Source organism: Vibrio sp. L5-1 (genome assembly GCF_021728315.1).
Taxonomy (GTDB): domain Bacteria; phylum Pseudomonadota; class Gammaproteobacteria; order Enterobacterales; family Vibrionaceae; genus Vibrio; species Vibrio splendidus_K.
Genome location: NZ_JAKKCQ010000001.1, coordinates 1,268,885 through 1,294,891 on the forward strand (window position 1 = coordinate 1,268,885; position 26,007 = coordinate 1,294,891).

At 44.8% G+C, this 26,007-nt stretch carries 25 protein-coding genes; 15 read left to right on the top strand and 10 right to left on the bottom strand.

Going from position 1 to position 26,007, the window contains the following annotated elements; translation table 11 throughout:
• Positions 1 to 488 precede the first annotated feature (488 nt).
• The 3 genes from L3V35_RS05255 (at position 489) to L3V35_RS05265 (ending at position 4,301) form a co-directional block, all read left to right on the top strand.
• The gene (locus L3V35_RS05255) at positions 489 to 2,375 is read left to right on the top strand and encodes a PTS mannitol transporter subunit IICBA (protein ID WP_054546108.1); all 1,887 of its coding nucleotides are present in this window, start codon (positions 489 to 491) and stop codon (positions 2,373 to 2,375) included.
• Positions 2,376 to 2,565: 190 nt separating this feature from the next.
• The gene (locus L3V35_RS05260) at positions 2,566 to 3,714 is read left to right on the top strand and encodes a mannitol-1-phosphate 5-dehydrogenase (protein ID WP_009846102.1); all 1,149 of its coding nucleotides are present in this window, start codon (positions 2,566 to 2,568) and stop codon (positions 3,712 to 3,714) included.
• A 50-nt stretch (positions 3,715 to 3,764) separates the two neighbouring features.
• On the top strand, positions 3,765 to 4,301 hold the full coding sequence (locus L3V35_RS05265) for an MltR family transcriptional regulator (protein WP_237298735.1): 537 nt from the start codon (positions 3,765 to 3,767) through the stop codon (positions 4,299 to 4,301).
• Between the two features lie 264 nt (positions 4,302 to 4,565).
• Here the strand turns inward: L3V35_RS05265 and nagB are convergent, their stop codons facing one another.
• Complete coding sequence (gene nagB, locus L3V35_RS05270) at positions 4,566 to 5,366, bottom strand: glucosamine-6-phosphate deaminase (protein WP_004732731.1); 801 nt, start codon at positions 5,364 to 5,366, stop codon at positions 4,566 to 4,568.
• A 564-nt stretch (positions 5,367 to 5,930) separates the two neighbouring features.
• Positions 5,931 to 6,284 (bottom strand): DUF413 domain-containing protein, encoded by a 354-nt coding sequence (locus L3V35_RS05275; protein WP_017092459.1) that lies wholly within the window; start codon positions 6,282 to 6,284, stop codon positions 5,931 to 5,933.
• 156 nt (positions 6,285 to 6,440) lie between these two features.
• Here L3V35_RS05275 and L3V35_RS05280 point away from each other — a divergent pair, with 156 nt between their 5' ends.
• Positions 6,441 to 7,331: a LysR family transcriptional regulator gene (locus L3V35_RS05280; protein ID WP_004732733.1), complete on the top strand. Its 891-nt coding sequence runs from the start codon at positions 6,441 to 6,443 to the stop codon at positions 7,329 to 7,331.
• Positions 7,332 to 7,545: 214 nt separating this feature from the next.
• Here L3V35_RS05280 and L3V35_RS05285 read toward each other — a convergent pair whose 3' ends face one another.
• On the bottom strand, positions 7,546 to 7,749 hold the full coding sequence (locus tag L3V35_RS05285; RefSeq protein ID WP_004732734.1) for a hypothetical protein: 204 nt from the start codon (positions 7,747 to 7,749) through the stop codon (positions 7,546 to 7,548).
• Positions 7,750 to 7,985: 236 nt separating this feature from the next.
• Between L3V35_RS05285 and L3V35_RS05290 the strand changes: the two genes are divergently transcribed.
• The 3 genes from L3V35_RS05290 to L3V35_RS05300 all read left to right on the top strand — a co-directional run bounded on the left by L3V35_RS05290 (position 7,986) and on the right by L3V35_RS05300 (position 10,451).
• Positions 7,986 to 9,362: an AlkA N-terminal domain-containing protein gene (locus L3V35_RS05290; protein ID WP_237298737.1), complete on the top strand. Its 1,377-nt coding sequence runs from the start codon at positions 7,986 to 7,988 to the stop codon at positions 9,360 to 9,362.
• Positions 9,363 to 9,426: 64 nt separating this feature from the next.
• Positions 9,427 to 9,909, top strand: coding sequence for a methylated-DNA--[protein]-cysteine S-methyltransferase (locus L3V35_RS05295; RefSeq protein WP_237298739.1), 483 nt, complete (start codon positions 9,427 to 9,429; stop codon positions 9,907 to 9,909).
• 158 nt (positions 9,910 to 10,067) lie between these two features.
• On the top strand, positions 10,068 to 10,451 hold the full coding sequence (locus L3V35_RS05300) for a hypothetical protein (protein ID WP_237298741.1): 384 nt from the start codon (positions 10,068 to 10,070) through the stop codon (positions 10,449 to 10,451).
• A gap of 9 nt (positions 10,452 to 10,460) precedes the next feature.
• On the opposite strand, the gene nhaD is transcribed toward L3V35_RS05300, so the two are convergent.
• Together nhaD and L3V35_RS05310 are read right to left on the bottom strand one after the other, a co-directional pair.
• Complete coding sequence (gene nhaD, locus L3V35_RS05305; RefSeq protein WP_237298742.1) at positions 10,461 to 11,900, bottom strand: sodium:proton antiporter NhaD; 1,440 nt, start codon at positions 11,898 to 11,900, stop codon at positions 10,461 to 10,463.
• 299 nt (positions 11,901 to 12,199) lie between these two features.
• A complete protein-coding gene (locus tag L3V35_RS05310; protein ID WP_004732739.1) occupies positions 12,200 to 12,376 on the bottom strand; it encodes a hypothetical protein in 177 nt (58 codons plus the stop codon).
• Positions 12,377 to 12,905: 529 nt separating this feature from the next.
• Here L3V35_RS05310 and L3V35_RS05315 point away from each other — a divergent pair.
• The 4 genes from L3V35_RS05315 (at position 12,906) to L3V35_RS05330 (ending at position 15,680) form a co-directional block, all read left to right on the top strand.
• On the top strand, positions 12,906 to 13,643 hold the full coding sequence (locus tag L3V35_RS05315) for a nucleoside recognition domain-containing protein (RefSeq protein ID WP_017082976.1): 738 nt from the start codon (positions 12,906 to 12,908) through the stop codon (positions 13,641 to 13,643).
• Entirely contained in the window at positions 13,643 to 14,110 is a 468-nt protein-coding gene (locus tag L3V35_RS05320; protein ID WP_004737023.1) for a YjiG family protein, read from the top strand. The genes L3V35_RS05315 and L3V35_RS05320 overlap by 1 nt, the downstream gene beginning before the upstream one ends.
• A 644-nt stretch (positions 14,111 to 14,754) precedes the next feature.
• On the top strand, positions 14,755 to 15,141 hold the full coding sequence (locus tag L3V35_RS05325; protein ID WP_054546115.1) for an MAPEG family protein: 387 nt from the start codon (positions 14,755 to 14,757) through the stop codon (positions 15,139 to 15,141).
• Between the two features lie 8 nt (positions 15,142 to 15,149).
• A complete protein-coding gene (locus tag L3V35_RS05330; protein WP_237298744.1) occupies positions 15,150 to 15,680 on the top strand; it encodes a DNA mismatch repair protein in 531 nt (176 codons plus the stop codon).
• 43 nt (positions 15,681 to 15,723) lie between these two features.
• Here L3V35_RS05330 and L3V35_RS05335 read toward each other — a convergent pair whose 3' ends face one another.
• Both L3V35_RS05335 and L3V35_RS05340 read right to left on the bottom strand, forming a co-directional pair.
• Positions 15,724 to 16,359 carry an START domain-containing protein gene (locus L3V35_RS05335; protein ID WP_237298746.1) on the bottom strand — a complete coding sequence of 212 codons (636 nt, stop codon included), beginning with the start codon at positions 16,357 to 16,359 and terminating at the stop codon, positions 15,724 to 15,726.
• A 260-nt stretch (positions 16,360 to 16,619) separates the two neighbouring features.
• Positions 16,620 to 17,096, bottom strand: a complete 477-nt coding sequence (locus L3V35_RS05340; RefSeq protein ID WP_017077045.1) for a YHS domain-containing (seleno)protein — start codon at positions 17,094 to 17,096, stop codon at positions 16,620 to 16,622.
• A gap of 110 nt (positions 17,097 to 17,206) precedes the next feature.
• On the opposite strand from L3V35_RS05340, the gene L3V35_RS05345 reads away from it, so the two are divergent.
• Positions 17,207 to 18,046 carry an AraC family transcriptional regulator gene (locus L3V35_RS05345; protein WP_004732746.1) on the top strand — a complete coding sequence of 280 codons (840 nt, stop codon included), beginning with the start codon at positions 17,207 to 17,209 and terminating at the stop codon, positions 18,044 to 18,046.
• A gap of 231 nt (positions 18,047 to 18,277) precedes the next feature.
• On the top strand, positions 18,278 to 19,156 hold the full coding sequence (locus L3V35_RS05350) for a 6-carboxytetrahydropterin synthase (RefSeq protein WP_237298747.1): 879 nt from the start codon (positions 18,278 to 18,280) through the stop codon (positions 19,154 to 19,156).
• Between the two features lie 124 nt (positions 19,157 to 19,280).
• Here the strand turns inward: L3V35_RS05350 and L3V35_RS05355 are convergent, their stop codons facing one another.
• Positions 19,281 to 20,321, bottom strand: a complete 1,041-nt coding sequence (locus tag L3V35_RS05355) for an acyltransferase family protein (RefSeq protein ID WP_237298749.1) — start codon at positions 20,319 to 20,321, stop codon at positions 19,281 to 19,283.
• Positions 20,322 to 20,444: 123 nt separating this feature from the next.
• The gene (locus L3V35_RS05360; RefSeq protein ID WP_102457843.1) at positions 20,445 to 21,401 is read right to left on the bottom strand and encodes an AEC family transporter; all 957 of its coding nucleotides are present in this window, start codon (positions 21,399 to 21,401) and stop codon (positions 20,445 to 20,447) included.
• Between the two features lie 160 nt (positions 21,402 to 21,561).
• Between L3V35_RS05360 and L3V35_RS05365 the strand changes: the two genes are divergently transcribed.
• Together L3V35_RS05365 and L3V35_RS05370 are read left to right on the top strand one after the other, a co-directional pair.
• Positions 21,562 to 22,155, top strand: a complete 594-nt coding sequence (locus L3V35_RS05365) for a TetR/AcrR family transcriptional regulator (RefSeq protein WP_054546122.1) — start codon at positions 21,562 to 21,564, stop codon at positions 22,153 to 22,155.
• A 205-nt stretch (positions 22,156 to 22,360) separates the two neighbouring features.
• Positions 22,361 to 23,209, top strand: a complete 849-nt coding sequence (locus L3V35_RS05370; protein WP_029221922.1) for an alpha/beta hydrolase — start codon at positions 22,361 to 22,363, stop codon at positions 23,207 to 23,209.
• Positions 23,210 to 23,363: 154 nt separating this feature from the next.
• Here L3V35_RS05370 and L3V35_RS05375 read toward each other — a convergent pair whose 3' ends face one another.
• Complete coding sequence (locus L3V35_RS05375; RefSeq protein WP_237298751.1) at positions 23,364 to 25,904, bottom strand: glycosyl hydrolase family 18 protein; 2,541 nt, start codon at positions 25,902 to 25,904, stop codon at positions 23,364 to 23,366.
• Between the last annotated feature and the right edge of the window lie 103 nt (positions 25,905 to 26,007).

Below are 26,007 nucleotides of genomic sequence, written 5' to 3' on the forward strand. Positions count from 1 at the left end.
TCACATCTATTAATGCGAACTGCAGATCACAGGTCTATGTTTTTAATAGAGTGCCATGTCTTATTTAAGAATGTTGATTAGGTTCTATTTGTGTAATTAAATTACATAAAATAAGCTTAGAACCATACTGATGCATATGGATTAGGCATGATACGGCGTTCCTTTGTACGGTATTTATAGATTCTAGATACTGTTTTTTATTAAGTGTGATTTAAGTCACTATTTATTTTTAAGTATTACAAAAGTAAGTGTGATCTATATCTACATTGAATGATATTTATTATCGTTTATTTTGCTTTGTAATTTAAATTCATGCTGTTTTTGTGATCTACAATGCCCTTGCTAACCCCAAAGTGTTTTTTGTGTGTGATGTTTGTCACGAAATATGGGTCGAGGTGCATTTTGGAAATGTTGTGATACATTTTAATCGACTTTTGAGTAAACACTTTCGGTCATTTGACCAACCAATACATTACGGGGTTCTACCTATGTTATCACCAGAAGCTAAGATTAAGGTTCAAAACTTTGGTCGTTTCTTATCCAATATGGTAATGCCAAACATCGGCGCATTTATTGCGTGGGGTTTCATTACAGCACTATTTATCCCAACAGGTTGGTGGCCTAACGAAACGTTAGCATCAATGGTTGGTCCTATGATCACATACCTTCTACCGCTATTGATTGGCTACACTGGTGGTAAAATGGTAGGCGGCGACCGTGGTGCGGTTGTTGGCGCGATTACAACGATGGGTGTCATCGTTGGTACTGATATCCCAATGTTCATGGGAGCGATGATTGTCGGCCCTCTAGGTGGTATCGCAATTAAGAAATTCGATGAAGCTGTTCACGGTAAAGTGAAGAGTGGTTTCGAAATGCTAGTGAACAACTTCTCTGCTGGCATCATCGGTATGATCTGCGCAATCATCGCATTCGTTGTGATTGGTCCTGCAGTTAAAGTACTGTCTGGTGCTCTTGCTGCTGGTGTTAACGCAATGGTTGAAGCTGGTGCCCTTCCTTTAGCTTCTATCTTTGTTGAACCTGCGAAAATCCTTTTCCTAAACAACGCAATCAACCACGGTATCTTTTCTCCATTAGGTATCCAGCAATCTGAAGAGATTGGTCGTTCAATTTTCTTCCTAATTGAAGCGAACCCAGGTCCTGGTTTTGGTCTTCTACTTGCTTACATGGTATTTGGTAAAGGTAGTGCGAAACAGTCTGCTGCTGGCGCATCTATCATCCACTTCCTAGGTGGTATCCACGAAATTTACTTCCCTTACGTACTAATGAACCCACGTCTAATTCTTGCTGTTATCGCAGGTGGTATGACAGGTGTATTCACTAACGTAATGTTTGATTCTGGCCTTATCTCTCCAGCATCTCCAGGTTCTATCTTTGCAGTTCTATTGATGACGCCAAAAGGCTCTTACGTTGGTGTTGTTCTTTCTGTTATCGCATCAACCGCTGTGTCTTTCATCGTAGCTTCAATCCTACTTAAGACTGCAGCTCAAGGTGACGACGAAGATTCACTAGAAAAAGCATCAGCGCAAATGAAAGACATGAAAGCGTCTTCTAAAGGTGCGGCATCAGGTGCAAACGTGAACCTAACTGATGTAGAAGCAGTGTATGTAGCGTGTGATGCGGGTATGGGGTCAAGTGCAATGGGTGCCGGTCTACTGCGTAAAAAAGTAGAAGCAGCAGGCCTGAACATTGTGGTAACCAACTACGCAATCAACAATCTACCAGCTGATTCGCAAATTGTTATTACACACAAAGACCTAACAGACCGTGCACGTAAAACCGTACCAGGTGCAATGCATATGTCTCTTAACAACTTCTTAGATGGTGCTGTATACGACCAGCTAGTTGCAGACCTTGTAGAAGCAAAAAGTGGCGAAGCAAAAGCGCCAGTGACTGCAGCCGCTCCTACACAGAAAGGCAACAAACTTGCACTAACTAACGACAGTATCTTCCTTGGCCTTAAAGCTACGCAGAAAGAAGACGCTATCAAGTTTGCTGGCGACCAGTTAGTAAAACTTGGCAACGTGTCACCTGAATACGTAGACGGTATGTTTGCTCGTGAAGAGCTTGTGTCTACTTACTTAGGCGAGTCTATCGCGGTACCACACGGCACAATCGAAGCAAAACAATACGTACAAAAAACCGGCATCGTGTTCTGCCAATACCCTGAAGGCATTCAGTGGGGCGAAGACGAAGATGATATCGCTAAGATGGTTATCGGTATTGCAGCACAAGGCGATGAACACAACATGGTGTTGATGGCTATTACCAATTCACTTGATGACGAAGAAGCAGTGGAATGCTTACAGAACACAACTAACCCAGATGATGTTCTACGTATTCTAAACGGAAATTAATACGCTCTAGTCAAGCTCCTGAGTGAAGGAGGCCGGTGTCCCCCCACTGGCCTCATTTTCGGTCTTACTCTTTATCGGTTTATTAAAGATTCAGTCTGAATAGCTTACTGCTTAATGCCTAGGGCACGTCGTCAAGGCATGTTGTTGAGCCGTTAGCTATCTAGATTCAAATATTTATAAGGTCAAAATTATGAAAGCGTTACATTTTGGTGCAGGTAATATCGGTCGTGGTTTCATTGGTAAGCTTCTTTCTGATGCAGGTATGAAGGTTACGTTTGCTGACGTAAATGAAACGGTTGTAAATGCGTTAATTGAACGCCAAGAATACCCAGTTAAGATTGTTGGCGAAGAGTGTGTTGTGGAAGTGGTTAAGAACGTGACAGCAGTAAACTCAGCGACAAGCGCTGTAGTAGATTGCATCGCTGAGTCTGATCTTGTAACAACAGCGGTAGGCCCAACGGTTCTTAAGATTATCTCTAAATCGATCGCTCAAGGTATTGAAAAACGTGCTGCGGCAAACAACACGGCACCAATGAACATTATCGCGGCAGAGAACATGGTTCGCGGTACTAGCCAATTAAAGGCAGCAGTGTTAGAGCACCTTTCTGATGAAATGAAAGCGTTCACGGAAGAGCACATTGGCTTTGTTGATTCAGCGGTTGACCGTATTGTTCCACCGGCAGAAGCGGGCGAAACAGACCCTCTAGCCGTAACCGTTGAAACGTTCAGCGAGTGGATCGTAGATCAAACACAATTTAAGGGTGAGATTCCAAACATCCCAGGTATGGAATGCACTGACAACCTAATGGCTTTCGTTGAGCGTAAACTGTTCACGCTAAATACGGGTCACTTGGTAACGGCATACCTTGGTGTGCTTGCAGGTCACGAGACAATCAAAGACTCTATCGAAGATGACGTAATCCGCGCTGAAGTAACAGCAACGATGGAAGAGAGTGGTGCGGTTCTGATTAAGCGTTACGGCTTTGATCCAGAAGCTCACGCTGCGTACATCCAAAAGATTCTTGGTCGTTTTGCTAACCCGTTTCTACGTGATGAAGTAGACCGTGTTGGTCGTCAGCCAATTCGTAAACTGAGCCCACAAGACCGCCTAGTCAAGCCATTAAACGGCACATTGGAGTATGGTCTTCCAAACGCTCATCTCGTAAAAGCGATTGCAGCGGCTTTCCATTACAAGAATGAAGATGACCCTCAAGCGGTTGAACTTCAGGCAATGTTCGCAGAAAAAGGGTTTGCTGAGACATTAGCGCATTATTCTGAGCTGAATAGTGACTCAGAAGTTGTTAAACTAGCGGAAGAAGCTTATCTAGCATTGAAATGATAAACCATCAAAGTGCCACACCAGTGGCACTTTCTTATTGTCGAGCCGTTATGCCAATACAAACTAGCCACGAAACTGAATTACTCGAAGCCCTATCTGAAGCTGAGAGCGCTAGCGCCTGTCTAATGGCGGCTTACGATGCATTGGATGACACGGTAGATGCCGTATTAAAAAACATTTTCAAGAAAGACGACACGGCAATTAAATTTGTTGTTGAACCACTTCTCAACAGTGGCGGGCCGTTGGGCGAGATTATGATCCGCGCTAAGCTACTATTAGGGCTTGGTGTGATCAGTAAAGAGCTCTACGATGATTTAGAGATTTTCGTTACCTTGAAAGAGTGGGCGAAAATACAGGGTGAAGACACCAGTTTCACAGAAGTCGACATTATATTTGAGCTCAACAAGGTGCACGCGGTTCAGCGTATTATGCCTATCGAATATGATGCGGAGATGGTGGAAACCATGTCTGGCCCAATGCTTCAAATGTTCTTGGGTCGACACAATCAGAAAGTGAAGTCGACGATCGTTTTGGCTATCACTGACATTATCACGACCTTATGCCGAGATAACGCACTGAGTTCTTAGTTCTAGTTTGCAGTCCTGCTTATCTTGTTTCGCATCCTACATATCTTGTAGCTGTTCGTTCGTATCAATACAAAGTTTAAAATGATGGCGGTTTCTCTCGTTGGAGAAATCGCTTTGTTGTTTTTGTGTCTATAAAAAATACCCGAAACCTCTCTTCCCATTAAACACAAAAGCAGCAGGTACAAAAAAAGCCACATTCAGTGGCTTTTTCTATTCAAGACGCTCTCTTTATTAAAAACGCCCTTCTATCCAAGACTATGCGGATTATAGGTCTTGGATGTTCTCAGCTTCTAGCTCTTGGAAGTAGCGTAGAGTCTTAACTTTTAACTCTTGTTGAGCTGGCTCATCAGCAACGATGATAGCTTTACGGTGCATCTGTAGAGCGGTAACAGTCCACATGTGGTTTACAGAACCTTCGATAGCCATTTGAAGCGCTTGCGCTTTGTTGTGGCCTAGAGAAAGGATCATTACTTCTTCAGAATCTAGAAGAGTAGCAACACCGATAGTTAGTGCGTATTTAGGAACTTGATTGATGTCGCCATCGAAGAAACGAGAGTTCGCGATACGAGTGTCTTCAGTCAACGTTTTGATACGAGTGCGTGAAGATAGAGAAGAACCTGGCTCATTGAATGCGATGTGACCGTCGATGCCTACGCCGCCCATGAATAGGTTGATTTTGCCGTATGAACGGATTTTCTCTTCGTATGCTGCACAGTGAGCATCGATGTCTTCAGCTTTTCCGTCTAGCAGGTTGATGTTTTCTGCTTGAATATCAACGTGGTTGAAGAAGTTCTCGTGCATGAATGTGCGGTAAGATTCTGGGTGGTTAGGGTCGATACCAACGTACTCATCCATGTTGAATGTTACAACGTGCTTGAAGCTTACTTCGCCCGCTTTATGTAGTTCAATTAGCGCAGCGTAAGTAGTTAGAGGTGTGCTACCAGTAGGAAGACCTAGAACAAATGGACGCTCAGCAGTAGGAGCGAATTTGTTGATAGAATCTGCGATGTGACGAGCAGCCCATTTACCTACTTTAGCTTTGTTGCTTAATGGAATAAGTCTCATTGATTTTGCCCCTAGAAATAAAATTTTATAGTGTTCTGAAACATTAATTCGCATTATAAAATAAGTTATTAAATTCCGCTATTGTTTTAGGTCAAGTTTTTGCTTTTTTCGTCGTATCTGTGACCAGAACTCTCAAATTTGCACAATTATTGTATGGATATTTGGTAGCGTTAAACAAGATTAATACGTTTGTCATATATCGTCAGGTGGGTTTGATTCAGGGGCTGAAAGATCAACAAGTTTCGTTGGATGGATGGATGGATGGATGGATGGTCAGGAGTGCAATGGACGTATGATCAAAGAGTGATACTTATGTGGCACTGCCGTGCAAAAAAGAGGAGAAAAAGTGAGGAAGTATTACCGACAGGCGTGAATGAGCATGGGTATATTTAAGAATAGTGATTATTCAAAGCTATCACTATGAATTTTATATAAATATTGGTAAAACCGGACAGGTTGGCTAAACTTACTAATTACGAAGAAGATACGTGTTTGTTTTAAGTTGCCGCTAATATGCTATGAAAAAAAGCCCAAAGTGATTAGGTATCACTTTGAGCAGTTTTACTAATCTTCTAACACTAACTCTCTGTCGTATTCTTCCCTAGGCACTTCACCGCGTTTGCAGCCGTTTAGGGTATGAAAGCGACGGCGTCCACGAGCCAGTTGAATGTACTTCAACCAAACACGGTCTAACTTGGACTTAGCCTTATGAGGGTGAGCCAATACTTTGATGAAATGTCTTTCTTCAGCATTGGTCGGTGTTAGTTCACCAGTCTCAAGTGCAAGCATAGTGTCACCAAACAAGGTTAGGATTTCTTCTTCTGAAAGAGTAAAATCACCTGACTTAGCGAACCCTCGTGGGAATTTAATGGTGTCATAAAAACGTTTTTTTCCGTGTCGGAATTCGGTCTCAGACATATCAGCCTCAGTAATGTGGTTAGATAGAAATTAGTGTTTATTGCTCACGCGAAAATATTGTTAAAAGGCTAAAATAGGAAACAAAACGTTTTTGCCTTTACGATAAACAATCCTAGATCGGCTAGTTAGCAGATTTATTACAGAGATGTATTTTTGATGGATGTGAAAGTATTTAGAACCTTTCTTGAGGTTGCAAGGGTGCGCCACTTTGGGCGCGCAGCTGAAAACTTGTATTTAACACAAGCAGCGGTGAGTGCGCGGATCAAACAGCTTGAAGGCTATTTTGATACTCAGCTCTTCATTCGAGACCGCAATAACATCAAGCTTACCTCTTCCGGTGAGCGTTTGATTGGTTATGCTGAAGTGATGGTATCCACCTTACAACAAGCCAAGTTTGAGCTGTCGTTAGAGAGTGGAAAAGCCTTGCAGTTAACACTAGGTGGCACTCCGAATATTTGGGATGCGTATCTGCAAAACTGTTTAAGCGTAGTGACCGATTCTTTTGGTGGTTATGGCTTCATGGCTGAGGTGATGGGGCGCGAGCAACTGAACCGTAATTTGCTAGAGCGAACCTTAGATATGGCTTTCGCCTTCGATCAGATTAAAGCAGAAGAGCTGAACTGTAAAAAAGTCGCTGATTTGGTTTTGGTGTTGGTATCAACGCAGCAAGATGACCTGGAATCTGTGTTCCAACATAAGTATGTGTATGTCGATTGGGGAACGCGCTTCGGTTCAGAACACGCAGAGCGTCACCCTAAAGTTCCAGCTCCGTATTTACGTACCTCTACGGCTCGTATTGCCCTCGATTTCATCTTAGAGAAAGGTGGCAGTGCGTATTTACCTGTTTCTATGGTTGAACCTTTTATCGATTCGGGTCAGCTGCATAAGGTGAAAGGGGTAGAAGATTGGTATCGCCCAATTTATCTCAGCTACCGTAAAAGCAGCACCTCGGTTGATGCGATCATGCAGGTTGAGAAGCTGGTTAACGAGATTGACCCATCGACCGCCTACACGCTGCAACAAGCCGCTGAACAAGCACCAGAGTAACGGCATTCGCGGTAAGCAACGGCTTTGTTGATTAGATTCAATAAAAAATGGCTCCTAACTAGTTATATAGTTGGGAGCCATTTTCGTTTTAAACCAGAGATGATCTTCATTGCCAAATCAGAGATAACCCTAACTCGGATAAAACCGTTTAAGCCTGGTATGCGTAACCTTTTTTAAAAGCCCTATCACTTCAAAGCACTATTCTTCGAAAATTCTAGAGATTCATTAGATTCTCAATGGACTCTTCAAGAGAGTGTGACAGGTATGAATGGATTTGATTGCCATCCGTTGCGTCAATCTCAATTTTAGAAATCCCCTTACTCGCTTCGTCTTCAAGAAAGCTGAGAGACTGCTCGACTGATTGACTGGTGAGAACCTGTTGGTTTGATAAAACAATACGACACGTGTGAAGAACCATAGCCTTTTCCTTTTTATATTCGACAGGTCTCTGCATCTTAGTGTGCTAAGTACCTATCGTTGACGTTGTGAGAAGAGTTTCTTCTCAAGGTTAAATTTAGTCGAATTGCGTAAAAAGAAAACCCTTTTTTGTGATTTATCTAACCTTCAGTTCCGAAAGTGGCTAGCGACAATGACAGTTCACGGTAAACTTTTAGGTATCGGAGTAAAAGTTATGGCAAATGGGAAGAGCACAGCATGTCGAGAAATATTCATCACAACAGTACGTTAACGAGTGAGCAGTGCCATTTGGCTCGATATGCGCGAGACGCTCGCTTTGATGGGATGTTTTTTACAGCGGTAAAAACCACCGGAATTTTTTGTCGTCCGATTTGCCCAGCAAGCCCGCCCAAAGAAGAAAATGTCGAGTATTTTTCTCATCAAGCTCAAGCCTTGAAGGCTGGATATCGCCCATGCTTACGTTGCCGGCCAGACAGCGCACCTTTTTCTCCGGCTTGGAAAGGTGTTGAAACGACTTTCTTGCGTGCTTTACAGTTGATTGATCATGGTGCGCTGAACTCAGGATCAATCGTCGACCTTGCCACTCGATTAGGTATTTCAGACCGCTATTTACGAACCTTATTTGATAATTACATCGGTGTGTCGCCGAAGCAATATAGCCTTTATAGCCAATTGATGTTTGCCAAGCAGTTGCTGCACACCAGTAGCATGAGTATTACCGATGTTGGCTTTGCGAGTGGTTTTAATAGCACGCGTCGTTTCAATGATGCCTTTCTAAAAGAGCTGCAGCTCTCGCCAAGCCAAATCCGACGAACAAAGCTAAGTGAAAACCTGAGCAATCATATTCAGCTAGTCTTTCACGGCCCATTAGACTGGAAGCATTTACTGGGTTTCTATCGACGAAGAATGATTGAGGGCTTAGAAGACGTTGGCGAAGACTATTACAAGCGCACAGTGAATGTTAATGGGTCAAAGGGTTGGTTCAAGGCCACTTTGGCTAAAGAGAACCGCTTAGATATTGAATTTGAGTTGGACGATATAAGCCAGTTAAGAAGCTTGATTGCGAACATTCGACGCATGTTCGACCTTGATGTCGATATTGCCAAGGTTGAGGCCTTCTTTACAACCATTGACCCCAACTTAGTGGCTAAGAGTGGCATCCGCATTCCTGGCGTGTGGAGTGCTTGGGAAGCCGGAGTAAGAGCGATTCTCGGACAGCAAGTCTCGGTAACCGCGGCCATTGGTCAGCTTAACTTGTTGGTCAAAGAGCTTTCTGATGCACATGAGAAGGTCTACTTCCCGACACCTAAACAGATAGCGGAGGCTGATGTCAGCTTCTTAAGAATGCCGAGAAGCCGCAAAGAGACCTTAAAGCGCTTTGCCGAATACATGGTCGGCAATGAAGCCGAACATCCTTCTAAGTGGATTGAGCTAAAGGGCATTGGGCCTTGGACGATTCAATACGCGCTACTTCGCGGGTTAAGTGAACCTAATCATCTGTTGGTTGGCGACCTGGTGGTGAAGAAGTTCATTGAGCATCGCCCAGCCATCAATACAGAGAGTGTTTCGCCTTGGGGAAGTTACGCCACGTTCCATTGTTGGAATCAGTCTTAATAGAAAGAGCACCCACAAACATCTGCAACCCACAAACACATGCAGTAGCAGGCTAGGAGATATTATGGCTAACCGATTTACTTATTATGAGAGCCCATTGGGAACCGTGACTTTACAGGCGAACGATGAAGGGCTGCTCGGCCTTTGGTTTGAAACATACACCACCAAGCCAGAACAGTTAGGCGTTCAAGATGCTAGCTTTCCGATCTTTGAATTGGTCGCCGACCAGCTCAACCGTTATTTTGCTGGTGAAATTATCCAGTTTTCTGTGCCGATCGCAGCTAAGGGCACTCCGTTTCAGCAATCGGTTTGGCAGGCGCTTACTACCATTCCTTATGGAGAAACATGGAGCTATGCACAATTGGCCGACGCGATTGGTAACCCCAAAGCGGTGCGAGCCGTGGGTTTAGCGAATGGAAAAAATCCGGTGTCAGTGATTGTGCCGTGTCACCGTGTGATTGGTAAAAATGGCAAGCTGACCGGGTATGCGGGTGGTGTAGAACGTAAACAGCGCTTATTGGTTATTGAGGGAAGAGAAGAAGATTAAAGAGTCTTTTTCGGAATGTTTGTTGAAAATTGCGTATCAATTATTGGTGAACGTTAAGGGTTCTTAAAATGTGACTTTGCAATAAAACTGCCACTTGCTGGAAAATACCTATTTGGTTGCATATCCTTTAACCATGTTCTCTAGGCAAGGATGCCCAAATGAATAGCCACCATTCACTTATACTCTGCTGCAGTAGCGCACTATTGCTGACGGGCTGTTTAACCGACACCAGTCGACCCTTCGAAGTACCACAACTTGCTCTGTTCAAAGGTATGTATGAGAACGCAGATAATGACAGTTATCTACTTTTTGAATCCGGGCAAGTGACTTATCAAACAACGGATAATACGGTTATGCGAACTTATCGTGTTGAAGATGACTTAATCAATATTGAGCTGAATTCAGCGAACCGCCGATCTGACTCCGGGCTAGTGATGCGAATTCAACATGAGGGTGCCGTGTTAACCTGCAACCAATGTCCAGCGATGCAGTTAAGTAACGTCTGGACACGCGTTGAGAAGCCTCAGGCTGATATGCATTAGAGCGTTTTACTAGAAAAGATCGCCATTCAGCCATAGGTGAGCGGCGATACTGACGGCATAGCCAATCATGATAACTGGCATCCATTTTAAGTGTCCAAAGAAGGTGTATTTTCCATGCGCCGCCCCCATCAATGCCACGCCTGCTGCACTACCAATTGACAACAAACTACCACCGACGCCCGCGGTTAAGGTGATCAGTAGCCAGTTGCCCATCGACATTTGGGGTTCCATGGATAACACGGCAAACATCACCGGAATGTTATCGACAATAGCCGATAAGATCCCCACCATGACGTTGGCCCAAATTGGATCCCATTGGCTATACATCACGCCCGAGGCTAATTCCAAGTATCCAAGTAAACTCAAGCCACCGACACACATTACGACGCCGTAGAAGAACAGCAACGTGTCCCATTCGGCATGCGACACTCTTCGAAATACATCGAATGGTACAACAGAACCGAGTCGCTTTAGGGCGCCTTCATCGTTATTGGCGATCGCCACCGCTTTTTTCTTCGCGAGTGAGTTGGGTAAAGTCTTACGTAAGTAATAACCAAAGAACTGCAGATAGGCGAGCCCCATCATCATCCCCATCACAGGAGGGAAGTGGAGTACGGCATGGAAAGCAACCGCGGTCGCTATTGTCATGATGAACAAGCAGACGATTCGTCTTGCTCCACGCTTTAATTCTATGTGCTGATGGACCGTGTCAGGTTGAGTCGTCGGAACAAAGTAAGACATGATCAGGGCTGGAACAAGGTAGTTCATCACTGAAGGAATAAATAGAGGAATGAACTCGGTAAAGCTGACATGGCCAGCCTGCCATACCATCAGCGTTGTGATATCTCCAAATGGACTAAATGCGCCGCCAGCATTGGCTGCTATGACAATGTTCACACACGCGAGATTGACAAATTTAGGGTTAGAGCCTGCGACCTTGAGAACAACGGCACACATCAATAGAGCTGTCGTGAGGTTGTCGGCAATAGGTGAGATAAAGAAAGCCAGAATACCGGTTATCCAGAACAGAGAGCGGAAATTAAAGCCTTTGCCTACCATCCACGCTTGCAGCGCATCAAACAGTCTTCTCTCTTCCATGGCACTAATGTATGTCATGGCGACGAGTAGAAAGAGTAATAGCTCGGCGTATTCCAGAAGGTTGTGTTCAAGCGCTTGTTTGGCCACTTCGACAAGGTTGTGTTCTTGGTAGGTAAAACCAATGATTATCCAGATCAGGCCCGCCGCAAGTAGAACCGGCTTGGATTTTCGGAGTTTTAGGTATTCTTCCATCATCACCACGATGTAGGCGACAACGAAAATGGTCAGCGATAGGTAGCCAGCAAATGAACTGGTTAGTTTGAGCGGCTCTCCCAACTGAGAAGTGGCAGCGCCTGCTACCGTAGAAAAAAATAATAAAGAGAGAACAGCAGAAAGCTGGATACCTAACATGGATTACGCTCCGAAGTTAATAAGTTATTAACACGGGTAAAAGCGTAGACCTAAATAACCATGTGCAGTGTGATAGATATCTTAATAATTCAATAGATTATATAGAAAACAGTAGATTGGGTGAAAACGTGAGGTCACAGTGAAAGCCGTCGATTATAGGACCCCATCGTTCATAGGAAAACGGTCGATCATCGGTAACTCGTCAATCATAGAGAAATAGAGATTATAGAGAAAATAGAGGTTAGGGAAAAAGCCCTACCGGGTTTAGGACCGATAGAGCTTATTCGCCATTGCCAATATTATGCCGCATTGAGATCAAACGTTAGTGTTTGTTCTGCGGCACATACTTCAACAGGCCAGCCATAGGATTGATATTCCAGCGCAAGTTTGTCCGCTACTGCGCGAGATACTGTTGCAGTGATCCACATGCCTTTGCCCATTACTTGATATTTAAGCGTTCTCATTTCCATCATCATCACCACCGTTCTCCTTCGATATTGGCAGCGCGAAGTCTATAGCACCTCTAAGGGCTGAAATTTCGGATTAAGCTCAAATTCTTTATAAAATGGCTCACGGTTTAGCCATGGTTCAAAACTCAACCAATAATAGGTAAACGATTGCATTTTAGAAGCGTAACCGCGATTTAAGCCGCTGTATTATAATCGAATTAAAATTGAACAGAAAAAGCATGTAAGAGATCACTTACATCATTATCAGAGATCAGACTAGGTAAAAACCTGTCATTTGAAACCTTATTTGTGTGGTGATTGTGTGCGTTTTTGGTTGCGCTGTTGAAGCGAATTTTGTTTAGTTTTGTATGTGAAATATTCTAATTGTTTTAGCGTATACCTCTGCTTTTAAATCTAAATCACAGTTTTATATGTTGCTGTGGTTCTTTTGTTCAAACCGATACGCTATTTGATTTTGGTCATTAACCTATTGTTCATTAGTTTGCACTATCTATACGTGTTCTGTTCCACATAAACGAGATGTATAGAGGTCCTTATGACTAATCCAACTAAAACCGATCGTAAAGTCACGATCGGCAGCTATATCGCACTCGCATTCGCGATTGTGTTCTTTTCAGGCTTAATGCAGTCCAATGAATGGTATGGAGTGCTCGATTTTACAACGCTCAACGGTTCATTCGGTAAGGTCGCTTACGATGTCAGTGAAACGGCCGATGGTATCCAAGCGGCAACGACGTCACTGCGTGGTAAAGGCGGTAGTGGTGCTCGCGACGGTTTCATTTTTGCTTTGACACTTATTCCGACCGTGATGTTTGCACTGGGTATGATCAACGTACTTGAGCACTACGGTGCACTGGACGCGGCTCGTAAACTACTGACACCGCTGCTTCGCCCTCTAATGGGTATTCCGGGTAACTCAGGCTTGGCACTGATTGCTTCTTTGCAAAGTACCGATGCAGGTGCAGCGATGACCAGGCAACTGAAAGATGAAGGGCATCTGACTAAGCGTGAAACCGATGTCTTCACCATGTTCCAGTTTACGGCGGGCGCGGCGATCGTTAACTTTTTCTCTTCAGGTGCGGTTCTGTTCACTCTAACGGCGATGGATGGTTCTTTGGCGGTAACATCGTCAATTGGTTTGGCTGTGGCTGTGATGTTCATCTTCAAGTTTGTCGGTGCGAACCTGTTCCGTATTTACCTCAACATTACTGAAGGCAAAGAAGACAAACCAAAATCAGACAAAGAACAAAAACTGGAAGAGGAAGTAGCATAATGAGCGAAGTTAAAGCAAAGAAACCAATGGTTACTGATATTTTCGTTGAAGGTGCTAAGAAAGGCTGGGTTATTGCGACTACCTCTACGGTACCGAATGTTCTGATGGCGTTTGTGATCATCAAGGCATTGCAGATCACCGGTGCGCTGGATTTGATGGGCAGTGTATTTGCTCCAATCATGGCGGTATTTGGTTTACCTGGTGAAGCGGCAGCAGTATTGATTGGCGCTTGGATGTCGATGGGCGGTGCTGTGGGTGTAGTTATCACGCTGTTTGACCAAGGCATCCTGAACGGCAACCATATCGCTATCTTGGCGCCAGCTATCTACTTGATGGGCTCTCAGGTGCAATACATGGGTCGTATTATGGGACCAATTGGTACTGAAGGTCGTTATATCCCGGTGATGATCGCGATTTCGGTATTGAATGCCTTTGGTGCAATGTTCTTGATGAACATTATTTTGTAACGTGCCTTTTAACGGTTAGCTGCTATTAACGGTTAGTTGCTAACAGCTTTTAGACGTTAAAAAAAAAGGAAACCCCGTTTGGCTTTCACCAAACGGGGTCTATTCTTTTCGTAGCCATCCTGCTACTGCGCGTTACTTATCTTTCAATAGGTAACTGGTGCTCCATGCATCATTCCTTGACGTGGCTAAATCCTTTAACCTATCCAATTCATCGCCTTCCTAGCGGTGTCCTTGCTAACTCATCATCCTGACAAGCGACTCTATCCTAGAGCAAAACTTCCTTGCTGATAACTCATCCTAAGTCATCAAATCTTCATCCTGAAGATACCTAATCCGTTAGGCTTTTTCCTGTTCCTGCCAACTCCCTGTCGACATGTGTATTAAACACTGCAGAGGCTTTACTCACAATCCACCTCAAGAAATAAATGTACTCACTAACCGAAATAAATATGCGTGGATTCATACAAAACAAGGGGTTGGGTTTGTATTTTAGGAATTTTCTGCGAAGCTTGATTGTGATCTCTTACGTTCGGTGTGAGAGATCTCTTACAAACTTTCGGGCTCGACTATCATTTTGCGTTGACCGCATCAATGAATTGATGGGTAATGGATGATGAATAAACACCAAGTAATAGGGAAATATAATGGTTACAGCACTTTACGCAGCCTTGCTTACGGTAGTAATGATCTGGTTAGCGATCGAAGTTATTAAGCAAAGACGAATCAATCTTGTTGCTCATGCCGATGGCGGTGTTGAGTCGTTACAGATAGCTCGATCGGCACAAAGTAACGCAATGGATTACATCCCAATCACGGTGATTTTGATGGGGTTGCTAGAGGTGAATGGGGCTGGTGTGTGGCTTATTCATGTCATTGGTGTGGCGTTTATTCTGGGGCGAGTGATTCACGCGAAAGGGATCTTAGCGAAGAATTTCAAAGGCAGAAAAGTGGGTATGGTGTTAACGCTTATCTGCATGATCTCTTTGATTGTCCTAAACTTAGCTTACCTACCTTTTGATAAAATGTTCTAGGGAGCATTATGGCATTGCGCCTTCCTCCTGCTTGGGCGATTGTCCTTGCAGGGTTAATACTCAACATCATGGCGATTGTCATGTCGAGCTTGGTGTTGGACAAAATTGAAGCGGAGAAATCGGAATACAACGATCGTAAATACGGCAATGTGTACTCGATACAACTTTCCTGGAATACGATCGAAACCTTAGAGCGTAAGCGTGAAGCGATTCTGATTCACCTTGATAAGCTATCCCCAGAAACCGCTCAACCTGCCACTGTTCTTAATGAAGCGCTTCGCGGCCAACTCCGGAGTTGGGTGAGTGATGAGGTGCCAGCCATCTCGTTGGCTAATTTACCTAAGCTTATGATGCTGATAAACAGTGCCCAAGAATCGCAACGAGCACGAATCGATGACTACTATTTGGATAATCTGACCTTAGTTGAGTTAATCCAAAGGCTCGATGAGAAAATGGCTTTCTACAAGAACATCGCCCTGTTTCTTCAGGTGTTTGGTTTAGCGCTTATCTTAGCTCGCGACCTAGCAAGAAGACCTTAGATTATCTAGCACTGTCGCTGCCTGCCTCAATAAACCTGTATAGTTAACGAGACTCACTTGGCAGGTTGGGGTGCTGCTGGCCTTGGTATTTTGGTAGCTGTTCTTTCAGCCCCTTAAACGTGCTCAGCGCACTGCCTATCGATAACTTATTCATCAACCAATTGGGTAATATCCCCCCCGCGTTCGCATATGCGGTGTAGGTAATGTAGGTATTGCCGTTGGTGAGCGGTTGCAGCGTCCAAAGTGCGTCCACATCATAAATTCGAATGTACCCCGACTCTTTTGCCAAATAATTAGATGCATCTTTAATCGACAAGACAAACTGGCCATCCTCAATGCTGTATTTTGAGTAAGTCACCATATCGCGATCTCTAGCAGGCCATGGCGCTTTGAATTGGGTATAGACGATATTTTCATCCTCAGATATCTGCATCAAGACACGACTTTCCGATACGTTATCTATCCAGTTTGGCACGTTCTCGCTGTCTTCCAATAACAGTAAAAAACCAGAATAAGTGGTGGGCGTTTGCATTTGTGCTCGTATCTCTACCAAGCCTTCAATGTGAGGTCTCTTATCAATGATGATGCCATCTTCACTTTTGACGAACTGCCACGGGTTGGCATAAGTCAGTGTTGATAAGGCGCAAAGTCCGAGTGCAAAAATCCTAGGTAATATCATTATTCTTCCATGAAAAGAAAAGCTTATCTTCTAGGAGTATAGAATAGAAATGGGCTTGATTCGTGCTAAAGGCTGACGGGTTTTTCCTGATTTGAGCTGCGCATCGCTATTTATTGTGGTGATGCCAATAGCTGGAGGCTTATTAATATTTGGAACGTCGAAATGAAAACGGAAGCGTTCGGTCGCTTCCGTTTTTATTAATGGGCAATGGATAAAGGTTAAAGTTACTAGGCTAAAACTTGTAGGTTAAAGCTTATAGACTAAAGCTTATAGGCTTCTACGGTTTTGATCGTCGTCCAGTTGCTGTTGGCGTCTTGGATGAACTCTTGCGTATCTTCCAACCATCGTTTTTGTACTGATTTGTCTAAGTTCAGATACAGCTTTCCATCTTCGACTTTCCAAGCGTTAGGGTCGGTCTCAAATTTCTTACCCATAGCCACACCAAAGGCGCAATAGCCACCGTATTGAGGCGCATAAGCTTCAGGGTTGGTGCGGAACTGATCTCGGTTGTCACTGTTTGCGAACTGATAAATAGCGTTCTTATAAGTAGCAGTGAATTCTGATGAACCTTGAACGGCACCAGCATCAGTAAAGTAAGCCACTGGGTCATAGCCTTTGATCGCGATGTCATTGCTATCAACGCTCATGTCGATGTCTGCTGCCATCAGTGAAAAGCTGGTTCCTAGTAACGCGGCCAATAGAGTGATTTTTTGACTGGTCGATTTCATGTGTGACATATCAAGTTCCTTGTCAGTGTTGGTTATCTTGTTTGAAGTAATTTAGCCCACTCGTCCGGTCTATAGAGGGACAAAAGAACTTAAAAGTAAGCGAATCGTTCGGAGGATGCATGGATCTGCTTTCACAATTAATGGAACACTTCTCGATACGTACCGGTGTTTTCTATTCTGGCAATTTGTGCGGAGTGTCGTCATTTAAGCCGCAACAGGGTAAAGAAGGGCATCTTCATGTATTGAGCGCGGGTGAGTTGACCTTGTCTAGCGCGCACACGGAGTACAGGCAACTGTCACAGCCCTGCATTGTTTACCTTCCAAATAGCACACCACATGTGATTGAAGGTGTGGGAGACGGTGCTGAGGTCGTGTGTGCGAATGTCGAATATCGTTCAGGGCAGATGAATCCTTTATTGTCTGCTCTGCCTGACGTGATAGTGATTCCGTTTGCGGATGCACCTAACTTAATGCCAGTGATTGAGGTGCTATTTCGAGAGTCGGGGCAAGCATCTTCAGGACAACAATCGTCGGGGCAACAATATCTAATGGATAAGTTGAGTGACGCCTTGATGGCTTTGATTTTTCGTCATCTCATTGAACAGCAGCAAATTGATCAAGGGGTATTCTCAGCCCTAGCTCATCCACGATTGGCTTCGGTGGTTACGGCCGTTCACCTATTGCCTGCTCGCCACTTTTCGATTGCGGAAATGGCGTCACTGGCCGCGATGTCTCGAACTCAGTTTATTGAAGCGTTCAAACGAGAAGTCGGTGAGACGCCTGGAGATTATGTGCAAAAGTGGCGAGTCTCAGTGGCTCAATCCCTCTTATTGCAAAATAAGCCCATCAACTGGGTTGCTGATGAAGTGGGTTACAGCAGCTATTCGGGGTTTTCACGCGCTTTTCAGCATGTTGCTGGGGTGTCACCGCGCCTTTGGCTAAAGCAAAATGTATCGTGAAACGCTCGGCAACCTTACCCAATATATGGCTATTCGCATCGGGCTGGTCTATGTTTTAGCGGAAATTGTGCAGAGTTTGTTCTTTTCTCAAAAGAGGGTCTAAAAAGGTGGACTTTTTGAGCTTGTCGTAACATCCTGCTCGTCCTATTTTATCTAGACACCAATGAGACGAAGTGCCTGCTGGACATTATTCAGCCTCCCGTATCTCATTAAAGTATTAAGGAGTTCAACTTGAACCTATTTGTAAGAGACCTTACCGTTATCGATTCTTCATACATCTGTGAACACAGAGGGGTCGTAGGAGATAGTTGGATTTTAGATGTCACCATGTCTGGTGAACTTAATGAAATGAGCATGGTGCTGGATTTTAGCAAGGTCAAAAAGCAGATCAAACACCTCGTTGATGAGCACGTTGATCACCGTTTGCTACTGCCGATGCAAAGCGCTGCAGTTGTTCTTCAAGCGAGCAAAGCGGGCTACTCTAAGGTTGATGTGTTGCGTGGTGACAAGAGTCTCTACCTACATTGCCCTGACGAAGCATACTGTCTGATTGATGCAGAGGCGATCACCATCGAGAGTGTGACCGCTCATGTTTATCATATTCTGCGTGATAACCTTCCAAGTAACGTCACTGGGTTAGAGATCACCCTACGTCATGAGAACATTAATGGCGCGTTTTACCACTATACCCATGGTTTGAAAAAGCATGATGGCAACTGCCAACGCATCGCACATGGCCACCGTTCTCCAGTCGAAATCTTGGTTGATGGTCAGCGTGACGAACAACGCGAACAGGCGTTTGCTCAGCGTTGGGAAGACATTTATTTAGGCTCTAAAGAAGACCAAGTTTCAGTTTCATCACTTAACCTGAGTGAACACGCGAAAAGTGTTAATGATGAAAGTCACTATGGCTTCCGCTACACTGCGCCACAAGGCGAATTTGAGCTAGCGATTGCTAAGAGTGAGACGGAAATTTTACCGACAGATACCACGGTGGAATTACTTGCGGGCTATATTGCGGATCAAGTTGAACCGAGCCTAGCTGAGAACCAATCACTACAAATCGTCGCTTATGAAGGTGTGGGTAAAGGTGCGATGGCGTTCCTATAGCACCTCACGAGTGAGATAATCTCGGTTCCAATATGATGAAAGAAAGGCAAGATATTAAGTTATCTTGCCTTTCTTTTTTGTGGCTCTTTAAAATTGATTTAGCGGATAGTTTTAGGCATAAAGACTAGCGAAGTAGCACGCGTCGCAGTGGCGTTTTTTCGATCCCAACGACCAACAAGAAACTCAACAATACGGTGCCAAAAAATACCGTAACGTCTTTTGCCAATTCCGTAATGCCTAAGACTCCACAGACATTGAACAACACAATAATGATCAGTAAATGGCTTACGTAGATACCCAGCATACGATTCGAAATGGCACGAACCCAAGCGTAGTTACCCATGTTTGGATTTGCTAAAAGCCACATGAACACGCCCATCCCCCATAGCGCCGTGCCAAACAAGAAATCATTCATGTTGAATCCGACGTCGAACGTGGTGAGCCATGCCGCCTCAGCAAAGTGAATCAACATGCCTAACGCTAATAACCCCCACGCTTTAGTTGATGACACCTTCCATTGATTCTGACGAATAAGGAAACCTAAGGTCACCATTAACGTGCCAAAGAACGGGCCATTACGCGTGAAGAAGGGTGCTTCTAATCCGGTCAGCGTTGCGTAGCTTCCTGCCAAAACACCATAGCCATAGAGCGCTATGGCTATCGGTAATAGAAGTTTGTTGAGCTTCAACTCAACCAATAAAGCGATGACCAACACTGCGCAAACAAGGGCTGGAATAAACCACAAGTGAACCAGCCCACCCTCTAAGAAAGAGTTGAGCGGGGTGTTCATTAAAAAGCCCCAGTAGCCTTGGCGTTCGCCTAAGTAACCCAATTCTTCAACCTTAGCGAGATTAAATGGCATGACTAGGCAGATGACGCTCCATACCAACCAAACTTTGAGTAGTGGTTTGGAGTAGTTGATGAAGGTTGTCCAAGGCGACGCTGTGAGCTTGGGTTGGATCAGATAGCCGGAAATCAGAAAGAACAGAGGCACGGCGAAGCGAGCGACTTGGTTAAGCACATAACCAATCCATGGCACTTCATCGATTTGCCAATAAGTAAGTGCCATTTGGCCGTGTAAGCCAATGATCGCCAAGATAGCAATCACTCGGCCTAACTCTATACTGGCGATGTGTTGTGAAGGCGTATGTTGAACGGAAGACATATTAGATCTCTTAGTGAAATTTTTACGAAATCTAGCAGCCTTTATGCCCAACCAGTTAGTCCTAAATCAAGGCTTATGACCTTTATTTCAGGGCTTGTGTCGGTTTTTTGAAGCCTGTCGCAGCTATATTAAACCCATTGCGGTGAGTGCAAAAATACCTAGTGTACAAGTGATAAGAGAAACAACGGTCGTGAGCGCGATGATGTTAGCCGCCAGGGTTGAATTCCCTCCCATTGCACGCGCCATAACATAGCTCGCTGCTGCCGTTGGTGCAGCGCTCATCAAGAAGATAAGTCCGAGATCGAGCCCTTCAAACCCTAAGTACCCAGCAGCCAATGTAATCAGTAACGGTGAGGCAATTAACTTGTAGCTAGAGGCGAACCACGTCGACAACTTTTCTTGTTTGAGCGAGCTAATATCCAGCGACCCGCCAGTACAGAGCAGGGCCAAAGGTAATGTCATATTGGCAAAGTATTGCCCAGCGTCAGCCACCATTTTTGGAATAGGAATTGAAAGCGCATAGAAGACGACCGCTAAGAAAATAGCAATAATTAACGGGTTTTTGGTGATGGACTTGACGATCACTTTAATGGCTTTAGCGCCGGTGTCTTTGCCTTTGGGTGTCAGTGCAATCACGGCTTGAATGTTATACAGCACGGTTAGGGATGCGACATAGATAGCCGCCAATGCCACGCCTTGGTTGCCATAGATATTAGCCACATAGGCGAGGCCAATGATCGCGGTATTAGCGCGGAACCCACCCTGGACAATCACACCTTGATCTTTCGAATCTTTGAATACCAACTTGGTAGAGAAAATCGTGAACAAGAAAAAGATAAAATTTGCGATGACGCCAAAGGCCACTAACGCGCTACTGGCTGAAAAATTATGATTTGATTGAACAATACTAAGAAATAGCATTGCTGGTAGGGTGACTTGAAATACGACCTTAGATGCGACATCAATGAAATTATCATTGATCAAGCCGATTCGCTTGAGCATCACACCAAGAAACAGCATTAAACAGATAGGGCCTGTTACTGACGCCGAAAACGCAAACTGTTCCCAAAGTGTGTTCATTCTTTTTCCTTTGTTAGTCGATTTCAATTTCCTTTGAATACTGTCGCATTTTTCCACAATTCTTTGATAATACAAAATGAATACCAAGGGTTAAGTAAAAAACTTGAAAAAAAGTACGAACGTGCTAAAAATAAAGCATCAGATTTATTATTGGTGAATAATGAGCAAAGGAAAGATAACCAAAGAGTATATTTTGAGCCATGCATTTTCACTTGCGAGTGAGAATGGTCTTGAGAGTTTGACGATTGGCGAATTAGCCAAGCAGTGTGGTATGTCTAAGAGTGGATTGTTTGCGCACTTCAACTCTAAAGAGAACCTGCAACTCTCTGTACTCGAATATTCCAATGCCATATTCACTGAAAGAGTCATCATTCCGGCGAGAGAGTTGGGCGACGGTGATATTGAAGCCAAGCTGAAACAACTGCTCGATAACTGGCTGGGCTGGAACCATTCGTTCCAAGGCAGCTGCATGTTTATTGACGCTTGGAAAGATGCAGGCAGCGAAACTTCTGTGATTCAGAAGGCACTGCAGAAAACCATTTCAGTGTGGATTGACTACTTGACGATTCAGGTAGCAAAAGCGGTTGAGAGCAAACAATTCAGAGCCGATTTAGACCCGAAACAGGCAACCTTCGAGTTGTACGGTCTCTACTTAAGCGCGAACTTGTTTTACTCATTGCGAGGGCAGCAAGCGAGCCATACTCATTTTTGGAGTGGTGTTGAGCGCTTGGTCGCTAGCTGGAAAGCGGTTTAACTCGTAAACCAATTAGTTCGCAAGGCATTGTATTTATAAAGTATGTGAACTTTGCTTTAGTCAGGCTGATACAAATTTTAGAGAAGTGGCGATAAACTTTATAAGCAGCAGTAACGCCATTTTTTATATCAACAAATAGCACGGTCGTTCGATTTTTAGGGCCGAGCTCGATCCGCCAACTAAGATGGCGATACAAGGAACGGTCATGAGTGACAAAATCTATTTCAATACATCGAACAAATTTAGCTTCAAGCGCAGCTTAATTGGCGCAACAACTAATTTGCACTACATTTTAGCGCCGAGTCATGCAAAGAAAACGGCACGTAAACTGCTGCTCACTCCAATGCGTACCGAGCAAAAAAATGCAGATCCGCAAGGGCTTATCAAGAGTGAAATCGAAGGTCGTGATGGCGTTATAAAAACGTATTCTCTGGGTACTGGTCCAGTTTGGGTGCTGACCCATGGTTGGTCTGGCACCGCGAGTCAGTTCTTTCCTTTAATGGAACACATCGCTGCTAAAGGCTTTACTGCAATGGCTTACGACCACCCTGCTCATGGTGGCAGTGATGGCGTACATGGTCATATCCCAGCGTTTGTGAATGGTTTGGAAGCTGTTCTCGATTCGGTGGGTGAAGTGGCAGGGTTGGTCGGTCACAGTATGGGTACCGCTTCTGCGTTGGAATGTAAGCACGTTAAATTGGAAAACAAGCCGTTATTGCTCATTGCACCTGTGTTGGATTATCTAGAAAACTTATTTGGCAGCGTTGCGCGTTCTGGTTACTCAATGAAGTTGTTTGAGGCGGTAGTAGGTGAAGTGGAAGAGCAGTTTAACTACCCAATTCAGTCTGTCGATCCTTATGGAAAGCTGGCGCTTCGTGAGTCTCAGACGATCATTGTTCATGATGAGCAAGACAAGTTTACTAAGTTTGATGTGTCTCAGCGTGCAGCTAATGAAATGGGTCGCGTTACCTTGATTGCGACTCAAGGCCAAGGTCACGGGCGAGTGATGAAGTGCCCACAAGTATTCGAGAGCTTTGATAACTTAATTGGCTAACTCCAACGATCGCAAGTCAGTAGGACGCCAATAAAAAGATCGTAAGCCCAAAGCTCAGAAAACATAAATAAAAAGGCCAACCAGACATTATCTGGTTGGCCTTGCTTTTAGGTGTTTAGTCGACGCTTAGTTAGCGTTTAGCTAAACCCTATTTTTAGCTTGCACAGTTTGCAGGGCCGATCTCTTTCCACACGCCCCATTGGCCTGTCGTTGTTGGATCTTCACCTGTTGTCCACCACTTCGCTTCCCAAACCTTACCGCCTTGAGTTACTTGGTCGCCGCCAGTGTAGACCGCACTTGAATCCCAAGCGTTAGTACATGTACCGCCGCCAGTGGTTTTCTTAAGAACGTTCACTGAAGTAGCCGCTACCGATGTATCAGTGCCATCGCTGACCGTTACAGAGAAGTTCAGCGTCGTATCTTGCGTGTATTCCGCCGCGACAAAGCTCACTGAAGCACCTTGAACCGTAGCATCAATACCAGCAGGCACATCCCACGTGAAGGTCAATGTATCTTGGTTAGCATCGCTCGAAGCCGAAGCATCAACCACGACTACGTCACCCGCATTAACTTCAGCTGGAGCTGAAACAATCGCAACTGGTGCTGTATTGACTGGACCTGTGTCCTTAGGGGTTACTGTTACAACCACTGTGTCAGTTGCAGTAGCACCTTCGTTATCAGTTACCGTTAGACTGAACGTTAGTACTTCTTGTTGAGCGACTTCAACCACATCGAAGCTTGCAACAGCCGCATTAGCGTTCGCCAGCGTTACTGCCGTGCCGCTTACTTGTGACCAAGCGTAGCTCGCAATCGTGCCGTCGCTGTCTTTTGAAACGCTACCGTCTAGAGAAACAGAAGCTGGGCCTTCAACCGATTGGTCTGCGCCCGCTGCTGCGGTTGGTTTACGGTTTACAGGGTCAGTAGTTCCACCTGCTAGACCTTCATGCATCGCATTCAGGATATCGCCGTTATCCGCATCAATTTCCCAAGAGAATAAACCCGCAAGACCAAGGCTACGAACGTATGCGCCTTTTGCTTTTACTGAGCGGTCATCATCAAATGTGATCAGCTTGCCCGAAGTACGGTTCCAAACGTAAGGCGCTTCTGCCATTTCGTCGTAACCATATTCAAAGCCGTTGATGCCTTGGTTGTTTGCACCAAGCATGTTCGCTTTAATGCCTTTGTAATCGATAACGCCATCTTCCCATACACCCTGAGCAGAGCTGCCGGTCAGTTTGCCATTACCTACACCCGTCATTGGGTCAGTAGGATCGGTGAGTGATGAAGGTAATACGCCTTCCCAACCACGACCGTACATCGCTGTACCAACCACAAGTTTGTTCGCAGGAACGCCTTGCTCAAGTAACAGTTGGATGCCGTTGTCTGTGGTGTAAGCAGGGCCAGTGTATTGTTCGCCATTTTCATCAAGGCCTGTGCCATCACATTGACCAGGACGCATGAAGTTACCGCAGTTTAGTGCTGTTTGGTGACCTAACACGTTGTTCCAACCGCCGTAAAAGTCGTAAGTCATTGCGAATATGTAATCCATGTATTGGATAGCATCGCCGTAGTTCACGTCTTCAATCTTATCGTGACCAACACCGATCGCTGATGTTAGCTCGTAAGTACGGCCGTTCTCAGCTTCTAGCTCATCCAACATAACGCGCAGTTCTGCCATCAATGCAATGTAAGCAGGGCCGTCATTCACAGGGTCACCAAGATCGGGAGCAGCACCGCCTCCACCAGGGAATTCCCAATCGATATCGACACCGTCATAGAATTTCCATGTGTTGAGGAATTTCTTAACCGATGCAACGAACGTGTCGCGGTTGGCTTTTGTGGTGAAATCGAAGAACGGATCAGATAGCGTCCAACCACCAATCGATGGAATGATTTTTAAATCAGGATTACGCTGCTTAAGCGCCATCATCATCGCGTAGTTACCCTTGATAGGGGAGCTGTATTCGTGCCCTGCTTGAGGGAAGCTCTTTTGGAAAGCCGCCCATGGGTCATGAATGACCACTTCGTAATCATTAACGCCCTGACACGCTGTCATGAGTGCGTTGTAGCTGTTGCCGCCCACTGATTTTACTGATTCGTTAGGACCACAAATTGGGATGAAGCCGTAAAGGATATGGGTCAAGTTGTCAGCGGGTAGGTTATCAACGGTGTAATCACGACCATAAATACCCCACTCAACAAAGTAAGTACCTACTACCGTGTTTGGATCTGTGTTGTATGACTTGTTGTTCGGGTCCACATTCATCGAAAGTGGCGCTAAGTGTGAGCCATCGGTATCTGCGATTGTGATCTGAGCGGGTGCACTCTTGGCACAGCCTGTTTCGTCACACGCTTCGATTTCCATCTGAAATAAGCCGCCATGGCCGTATTCGAATGAAGCTGTCGTTTGGCTGCCAGTTATAGGGCCAGTGGCCACTTTAACGCCATCAAAGTAGATGTTGTAAGTGTTTCCTGACGTTCCGCTCCATTGGTTGAACTTGACGTCGACCTTTGCTTTGTCGTGATATTTAACCATCTGGTTGTAGCCTGATGTGGTTTCCATCGCGAGTTCAATTTTGGAAAACTGCAGGTTGTTGGAACCGTACATGTCGATGCTAGGTGCTGTTGGAGCAGCTAATGCTGTACCAGATAGCGCTAGAGCAATGCTCGCAGCACAGGTATTTATACGAATCATACTTTTTCTCTCATTCCTTGAAGGTTACGAGAACCAAATGGCCCCATAAACGGCTCCAGTCAGTTTTGAAGGAGCTTCCCAGTCAGTATTCGAGAGAGTTTTA